An 8,488-nucleotide genomic window follows, 5' to 3' on the forward strand; every position below is an offset into this window, starting at 1 on the left:
CTTGGGGTCAGTGGTAGTAGGCGGATCCGCGCAGGTTGGCGTGGTCGTCCGGCAGTAGCGGCAGGTTGGTTTGAACTAGCGGCAGGTTTTCCAGCCCCTGGCGCAGGATCGATTCGAGGCTCTTGTAGCTGCACGTGCCGAGGCTGATGGCGCGACGGCAGGCCAACTCCAGACGCGCCTCACCGTGGGTTTTACCCAGGCGCAGGATGCCCAGGCAGGCCCGGTAGCCCTGCTGCGGATGGATGCGCCGTTCGAGGATGTGCCGGATCACGCCGGCGGTGTTCGGCCCGGTCTGCTCGGCCCAGCGGATCAGCCGTTGCGGCGTCCACTCGGCATGCTCGCGATGGCTCTTGGGCATGTGCTCGGCCTGCGTGCTGTGCCTGCCCTTGTGCATTGAGCGCAGGTGGCTGGCCACCCGCTGGTTGGCGTGGAAACACTCGACGGTGCGCGCCGTCAGGCGCACCTCCAGCTGCTTCTTCACCAGTTGATACGGCACCGAGTAGTAATGCCCATCGACCTCGACGTGGTAGTCGATGTGCACCCGCGCCTTCTTCCACTCGGCGTAGACGTAGGGTTGCTCCGGCAGGGGGCGCAGCGCCGGACGATCCAGAGCTTCGAAGGCCGTCTGGCGCGAGCCCGGCAGCTTGCGAAACGGTCGTCGGTTGAGCCGCTCCAGCAACCCGGCGATAGCGCTGTTGAGTTCATCCAGGGAGAAGAACTGGCGGTTGCGCAGGGCGGCGAGGATCCAGCGTTCAACCACCTGCACGCCGACTTCGGCCTTGGCCTTGTCGCGCGGTTTGCGTGCCCGCGCCGGCACCACCGCCACGCCATAGTGCTCGGCCAGATCGCGGTAGCTCGGGTTGATGTCCGGCTCGTAACGATGGGCCTTGCTCACCGCGCTGCGCAGGTTGTCCGGCACCACGATCTCCGGCACCCCGCCGAGGAAGGCGAAGCAACGGGTATGCGAGCCCAGCCAGTCCGGCAGCTGCTGCGACCAGGTGGCTTCGGCGAAGGTGTAGCTGGACGCGCCAAGCACCGCGACGAACACCTGCGCCTGGCGGATCTCGCCGCTGTGGCGATCGATAACCGGCACCGTCTGGCCAGCATAGTCGACGAACAGCTTCTCGCCGACGCGGTGCTCCTGACGCATCACCACGTCCAACTTGCCCTGCCAGGCTCGGTAGTGCTCACAGAACCAGCTGTACTGAAAGCCCTGCGGCTGGCTCAGGCGGTACTCCTGCCAGAGCAGCGCCAGGGTTACGCCGGGGCGGCGCAGTTCGGCATGCACCCATGCCCAATCGGGTAAAGGCCGCTTCTCACTGGCAACCGCCGGGGCCGGCGGGAACAGTTGCTGCTCCAACTCGGCATCGGACAACGAACAGGGCCAGGTGAGGCCGCTGGCGGCAAAACGGCAGAGGTAATCACCGGCACTGCTGTGGCCAATGCCCAGGCTGCGGGCGATCTTGCGCACGGACAGGCCGCAGTCGAACTTGAGGCGTAACACCTCTCGGATTTTACGCATGGATAAACGCTCCACAACGACCTCTCTGCTTCGAAAAAGAGATCGATGGTAGTGAATAAATCCTGCGTGGCTGCCTGCCAGAAAAGTGTCCGGATGACCGTGGAGTCGGTGTCCGGATGCTTGTGGAATGAGTGTCCGGATCAGCGTGGAATCACTGTCCGGGTGCGCGTGGAATGGGTGTCCGAGTCAGCGTGGAATCCGCAATGACCGTCTTCTTCATTCGTCCGGCCGGCAGCAACCCGATGGCCTATTGGTTTATCCATCTGGCGAACAACTACCGCGCTAATGATGTGATGAAGAAGATCCACTGGAAATACGGCAACAACTTTTCCCATATGCTGTCGCCTTCCAGCTTTTTTGGTTACGACGCCAATCGGGATATCGCCGTGACAGGTCAGCACGATTTGCTGCTGGATGAGCACCACTTCGACGATGCCACGGATGACCGCATCCGTGGCGAGCTTTCAGAGCTCTTGCCTAAGCAGGTCTACGAGGTTGAACGGCAACCTTTTCTGGGCCTGATGAGTGGATTGACCAATTACACCATGGCTGACGAGCTTCGTGTAAAGCAGGCGCTCGGTATGGCTGTCGCGACCGGTGATCTGCTGGCGATCGGCAAAGATGGCAAAACTAAGCGCCGCAAGGGCACAAGCATCAAATCTACTGACATTTTGATAGCGCCCCCGCAGCGACCCATCTTCTTCCTGCCGCCACTGAATAAGTATAACTCAGAAGGCTAGGCTCGGCCCGGGACAGACCAGGTAGAGTAGTTGGCCCATCGAGAGAAGATAGCTGCTATTACACTCTAGGCGTCTGGCGCGTCGATCAAATAGCCCATCCCACGAGCTGTTTGTATGAGCTTCGGCTCGAATTCATCATCAATTTTCGCTCTCAGCCGCCGTACCGCCACCTCGATCACATTGGTGTCGCTATCGAAGTTCATGTCCCATACCTGGGAGGCAATGAGCGATTTGGACAGGACTTCCCCGCGACGCCTAAGCAATAGCTCAAGAAGTGCGAATTCCTTGGCGGTTAGGTCTATGCGTTTCCCCGAGCGCGTAACCCGACGTCTCAGCAGATCCATCTCAACGTCGAGGAGCTTGAGTATCGTTTGGTTGGGAGCATGGTTGCCGCGGCGAAGCAACGTACGGATCCTGGCGAGCAATTCGGAGAATGCAAACGGCTTGATAAGATAATCATCAGCGCCCAGCTCCAACCCCTTTACGCGATCCTGTACCCCATCTCTGGCGGTGAGGAAAAGCACGGGGACCTCATTACCGGCCGCGCGGACTTTCTGTAAAACCTGCCACCCATCCAAACCAGGCATCATCACATCTAAGATGAGCAGGTCGTATGCCGCATTAAGCGCATGCTGAGCAGCATCGGTCCCATTCAGAACCCGATCGACAGTGAAGCCCGCCTCAGTGAGCCCCTGCTGTAGGTAGGTGCCCGTTTTCGGCTCATCTTCAGCAACAAGAAGCTTCATTGAAAGTACTCCGCCTGCATTGAGATCACAGTGTGCCGACTCTCAGATCTTGCAGCCAGTACCTTACAGAAACGTAATGCCCGCATCATCTGTCTGACAGCTTGTAGCGCTAACGTCTACATCAGCAGTTGCTCCCACACTCTGCTTTTTGGCCTTTTCCATGCTCCTTTGGCCTATCGGCGCCTAGATGGCGCCTTTTTTTTGCCGGCAGGAAACAAGGCCTATTGTCAGAACGAAAAGCGCATACACGCTTTCGCTTTCGCTAACTGCTTGCCTGCATTACTGACGAAACCGTAATGTCTAGATCAGGGATCTGACAGGAACGCTCGGTTAGCTTAGACACAAGCCCTAGCCCAAGACTCTGCTTAGAGCGGTGCTGGGTAGTTCATGTCTTTCAACGAGGTAACAAGCGATGAAACTTTTCAGATTTCTTTCCGTACTGCTCGCCATCGCGGCAAGCTCTACCTATGCGATGGCAGAGGGTGGTGGTGATCGTACCTTTGCTCGTCTGGAGCAGGCTCGCCAGCTAGCGATCGCTAGTTATCAGGCTGACAAGAAGGACCAATCTCAGGAGGTAGTCTCAAAGGCAGCTTCAACGAAGCACGCTCACGCTAACTGCTAATGCGAAGCCTTATGCAAATTTAACCATGCGGCTCTGGTAACTATGGCAGCTTCTACGAACGTTGTAGCTGCCATGGTGTTGCCACTTGCAGCCTCAGTTGGAAGAACTAGCGAAGTCGTATTAGCCGCTCACATTTTTAAGCGGCATCGCCAACTATGCGACATAAATTGGAAACAATAGAAGCGTGGTCGAAATATAGTGATTGGAAGGCAGCCGCTATTAGATTTCTGATGTTCGACTTTCAATGAGCATCATTGCAGCCACATCCTTCAAATAAATCAAAAGTTCCGTCCCAAGGTAAAGCTATTGCGCAGCCTCCATACAGAAATCGACGTGGTCAGGTGATTTCTTGATCGCTTTTGATGCGTTTTAAGCTTACAAAAATGTAATCACGCATCTTTCTCAGGCATGCCATATTTACGAATAAAGGCGAGTCGCTTGATAAGACACCGTGCCCGAGCTTTTAAGATCAATTAACGCTGGCAACATCAACCCTCAGGGCTGGTTTCGGCTTGGCTCCTTAGCTTGATTGGAACGTACACATGCAACGTAAAACCTCTAGGCGAACCTTTGTTAAAGGCTTGACTGCCGCAGGCCTCCTTGGCGGTCTTGGTTTGTGGAGAGCTCCGGTCTGGGCAGTGAGTAGCCCCGGCCAGCCCAGCGTACTAACCGGCACGGAGTTCGATCTACTGATTGGGGAGACGCCGGTCAACATCACCGGCGCGGCTCGGACGGCAATGACCATCAACGGCACTATTCCAGGACCGCTTCTTCGTTGGCGTGAAGGGGATACGGTCACGCTGCGGGTCAGGAATAAGCTGAGCGAAGATACATCCATTCACTGGCACGGCATGATCCTGCCGGCCAACATGGATGGCGTGCCTGGACTGAGCTTCCACGGCATCGCTCCCGATGGCATGTATGTCTACAAGTTTCAGGTTAAACAGAACGGTACCTATTGGTACCACAGTCATTCAGGCCTACAAGAGCAGCTTGGTGTCTATGGTCCGTTGGTCATCGATGCGAAGGATCCCGAACCGTTCAGCTATGACCGCGACTATGTGGTGATGTTGACTGATTGGTCCGATGAGGATCCTGCTCGAATCCTTTCTAAGCTCAAGAAGCAGTCCGATTATTACAACTTCCATAAGCGCACTGTCGGAGACTTCATTAACGATGTGAGCGAAGACGGGTGGGCCGCAACGATTGCAAATCGGAAGATGTGGGCTCAGATGAAGATGAGCCCCACCGACCTCGCCGACGTAAGTGGCTACACCTATACCTACTTAATGAACGGCCAAGCACCCGACGGGAACTGGACCGGTATCTTTAAGCCCGGCGAGAAGCTTCGTCTGCGGTTCATCAACGGCTCGGCCATGAGCTATTTCGATGTCCGCATTCCAGGGCTGAAGATGACTGTAGTCGCAGCCGACGGCCAATACGTCAACCCCGTTAGCGTCGACGAATTCCGCATTGCCGTGGCAGAGACCTACGATGTGATTGTCGAGCCTGCAACCGAGCAGGCTTACACGATCTTCGCCCAATCGATGGACCGCACAGGGTACGCCCGTGGCACGCTAGCGGTTGCCGAAGGGCTGAGCGCTCCTGTTCCAGAAACCGATCCTCGACCGCTAATCACCATGGACGATATGGGGATGGATCACGGCAGTATGGGCGGTATGGCGGGCATGGACCATGGCGGCGGCATGCAGGGCGACATGGGTGCGATGGACCATAGCAACATGTCCGGTATGAACCACGGTGACATGCAGGGAATGGGCGGCATGGGCGCAATGTCCGGAATGGATCACAGCAAAATGGCTGGGATGTCAGGGATGGACCACTCTGGGATGGCGGGTATGAGCGGAGGTATGCAATCGCACCCGCCCTCAGAGTCCAATAACCCACTGGTGGATATGCAGACCATGAGCCCGACTCATAGGCTAAACGATCCCGGTATTGGCTTACGAGACAACGGCCGCCGAGTCCTGACCTATGGCGACTTGAGCAGCACTTTCCCGGATCCGGACGGCCGCGAGCCAAGTCGGACGATCGAACTCCATCTCACCGGCCACATGGAGAAGTTCTCCTGGTCATTTGACGGCATAGAGTTCTCTGATTCGGAGCCCCTGCGGCTCAAATATGGCGAGCGAGTACGCATCACGTTGGTTAACGACACCATGATGACCCATCCGATTCATCTGCATGGTATGTGGAGCGATCTTGAAGATGAGAACGGAAACTTCATGGTTCGCAAGCACACGATCGACATGCCTCCAGGTTCAAAGCGCAGCTACCGCGTGACAGCTGATGCACTCGGGCGTTGGGCTTATCACTGTCACCTACTGCTTCACATGGAAATGGGCATGTTTCGTGAAGTCCGAGTGGATGAGTAAGAGGAACTTTATATGGGAAATTTTATGAAGCGTAAGACTCTTATCGGCAGCGCGTTTATATTCAGTTTGCTGGGCATAATGAATATGTCAGCTGCGTTTGCAGATCAAAAACATGATCAACACAAGCAATCATCGGCTTCGTCGCAAAACCCGGTCAACAAGCCGGCATCTCAGGCACCAGAAACTTCTGATTCCGAAATGAACCACGGCGACATGGATCATGGCTCGATGGACCATGGTGATATGGACCACGGCAAAATGGGTCATGACCCGAAGGCTACTGGTGCTAAGGTGGATTCACACCATGACCATTAGATCTTGTCGCTTTGCTCTGATTGCGCTCGGAGTTTCGTTGAGCGCAGCGGCTGGAGGGACAGCCAACGCTGCCGAGATGATGGATCACTCGATGCATCAAACCCCTCCCACTGAGGCAGCTCAAGCCCCTGCATCTTCAGCCAAGCCCGCAGCTAAGAATCATGGCTCCGGTGGGCAAATGGACCACTCCGCAATGGGTCATGGTGCGATGGACCATAGCAAGATGAACCATGGCCAAATGAAGCATGACGATACGCTCGAAATGCCCGGCATGGTTCATCCCTCGTTCATTCCAGTATTGACCGATGCGGATAGAGAAGCGGCTTTCCCTGGTCTTCAAGGTCATACGGTCCATGACAAGTATCTGGCCTGGTTTCTTCTGCTAGATCAACTTGAGTACCAGAACGCAAATGAAGGTAGCACCCTCAGTTGGGAAGCTACTGCCTGGGTTGGTGGCGATATCAATCGATTCTGGTTTCGCTCGGAAGGTGAGCGAACGAATGGCGTTACTGAAGACGCGGAAATTCAGGCGCTCTACGGGCGTGCCATCAGCCCCTGGTGGGATGTGGTAGCAGGTGTTCGCCAGGACTTTAAGCCAGAGTCGCCGCAGACGTGGGCGGCTTTAGGCGTCCAGGGGATGGCTCTGTATGGGTTTGAGGCGGAAGCCACCGCCTTCGTCGGTGAAGGTGGGCAGACAGCAGCACGTTTTGAAGGCGAGTACGACATTCTCCTCACTAACCGGCTCATCCTCCAACCGACTGCCGAGCTCAATTTCTATGGCAAGGACGATCCTGCACGCGGAGTGGGCGCTGGTCTCGCAAATACAGAGGTGGGGCTCCGCCTCCGATACGAAATCGTTCGTGAGTTCGCACCGTACATCGGCGTCACGTGGAGCCGGGCATACGGTAATACCGCTGATATGGCGAGAGATGACGGCGAAGACCTAGATGAGGCGCGGTTCGTTGCTGGCATCAGGCTTTGGTTTTAAGGACCCTCGATGAAAAGAATAATTATTAGCTTCGCTGCCTTCTGTGCTCTAGGCCTGTTGGTAGTGGCCGGAGTTGTTTTCTCAGGACTGATTAGCGTTGCCGCGGATGATCCTCATACGGGAGTCGTGCACGCATTCCTGGAAACTGCTCGCAATCGCTCGATTGAGGCTCGCTCCGAAGACATAGCCGTGCCATCTCTCGACGATGAAGACCAAATCCGCGCCGGGGCGGGGAACTACGACTCGATGTGTGTGGGTTGTCATTTGGCGCCAGGCATGGCTGAGACCGAGCTAAGCAATGGCCTTTATCCCGCTCCACCCAGCCTGGCTGAAGCGGGGCCATACGATGACCCAGCAAAAACATTTTGGGTCATCAAGCATGGCATCAAGGCCACTGGTATGCCTGCGTGGGGTAAAAGCATGGCTGACCCGTACATATGGGGGATGGTGGCTTTCCTGCAGAAGCTTCCTGAGCTAGATGAAGGAGCGTATCGAGCGCTCGTTGCGTCTAGCGGTGGTCATCAGCATGGTGGTGGGGAGACCCCAGCTGGGCACGGTGATCAACATGGTGAGATGACCACGGACGATCATCATCAGGACAACAGTAGCAGCTCGGATCACCATGGCTCTAGCAGCTCGGGTGGAGCAACCGGCCAATCAGGCTCCGGGCATCATGGTGATAGCGAAAGCGATGACCATCACGCTTCCGACGAGCCCCAGGCGGTAGAGCACAGCAATGGCAGTGACAGTGCCGATGCCGATGCCGAAGGCAAATCCCCTTCAGAAAACCATGTGCACGCAGACGGGAAGCAACACGAGCACTAACATCCGGTATGTGTGCCTACGCGGTTCTGACCAGGCTCTTAGAAAGGCGCCTCAGCACAAGCAGAGGGGGCGGCCCTAGGCCATCCTAGTCGACGCAACGGTACCGGAGGGCTCTGCGATTGATTCCCAAGACGCTAGGCCGCAGGGCTAGTAACTCACGTAGTTAAGCGGCTTTCGCTCCGGCGGTTCCCCAGTAAGGGCTCCCAGTCGTGGCGACAGGGAGCTTGCCATACCCCACTCATCATCTAGAACAGGCTAGCGAAGCCGGCCAGGCAATCTATTGGCTTGTCGCCCCCCAACCGCGCCCGCATAGATCCCCGGTGCGGTTGGACGG

7 protein-coding genes and 1 pseudogene are annotated in these 8,488 nt (G+C 56.4%); 6 read left to right on the plus strand and 2 right to left on the minus strand.

The genetic code is table 11. The annotated features are described in order from the left end of the window. Nucleotides 1-7: 7 nt before the first annotated feature. Nucleotides 8-1,522: an IS21-like element ISPpu7 family transposase gene (gene istA, locus NA647_RS17330; RefSeq protein ID WP_256058798.1), complete on the minus strand. Its 1,515-nt coding sequence runs from the start codon at nt 1,520-1,522 to the stop codon at nt 8-10. Between the two features lie 203 nt (nt 1,523-1,725). Here istA and NA647_RS17335 point away from each other — a divergent pair. After that, nucleotides 1,726-2,262 (plus strand): annotated as a pseudogene (locus NA647_RS17335) (three-Cys-motif partner protein TcmP); the annotation flags it as partial. Nucleotides 2,263-2,327: 65 nt separating this feature from the next. Here NA647_RS17335 and NA647_RS17340 read toward each other — a convergent pair. Continuing rightward, the gene (locus NA647_RS17340; protein ID WP_256058799.1) at nt 2,328-3,008 is read right to left on the minus strand and encodes a heavy metal response regulator transcription factor; all 681 of its coding nucleotides are present in this window, start codon (nt 3,006-3,008) and stop codon (nt 2,328-2,330) included. A gap of 412 nt (nt 3,009-3,420) precedes the next feature. On the opposite strand from NA647_RS17340, the gene NA647_RS19670 reads away from it, so the two are divergent. The 5 genes from NA647_RS19670 to NA647_RS17360 all read left to right on the plus strand — a co-directional run bounded on the left by NA647_RS19670 (nt 3,421) and on the right by NA647_RS17360 (nt 8,154). Further along, the gene (locus tag NA647_RS19670; protein ID WP_046164453.1) at nt 3,421-3,630 is read left to right on the plus strand and encodes a co-regulatory protein PtrA N-terminal domain-containing protein; all 210 of its coding nucleotides are present in this window, start codon (nt 3,421-3,423) and stop codon (nt 3,628-3,630) included. Nucleotides 3,631-4,172: 542 nt separating this feature from the next. Further along, entirely contained in the window at nt 4,173-6,026 is a 1,854-nt protein-coding gene (locus NA647_RS17345) for a copper resistance system multicopper oxidase (RefSeq protein WP_200598892.1), read from the plus strand. Between the two features lie 24 nt (nt 6,027-6,050). Beyond that, on the plus strand, nt 6,051-6,341 hold the full coding sequence (locus NA647_RS17350) for a hypothetical protein (protein ID WP_177429599.1): 291 nt from the start codon (nt 6,051-6,053) through the stop codon (nt 6,339-6,341). Further along, entirely contained in the window at nt 6,331-7,329 is a 999-nt protein-coding gene (locus NA647_RS17355; RefSeq protein WP_256058800.1) for a copper resistance protein B, read from the plus strand. The genes NA647_RS17350 and NA647_RS17355 overlap by 11 nt, the downstream gene beginning before the upstream one ends. A 9-nt stretch (nt 7,330-7,338) precedes the next feature. Beyond that, nucleotides 7,339-8,154, plus strand: coding sequence for a c-type cytochrome (locus NA647_RS17360; protein ID WP_256058801.1), 816 nt, complete (start codon nt 7,339-7,341; stop codon nt 8,152-8,154). Nucleotides 8,155-8,488: the final 334 nt, after the last annotated feature.

Source organism: Stutzerimonas stutzeri (assembly GCF_024448985.1).
Taxonomy (GTDB): domain Bacteria; phylum Pseudomonadota; class Gammaproteobacteria; order Pseudomonadales; family Pseudomonadaceae; genus Stutzerimonas; species Stutzerimonas stutzeri_AP.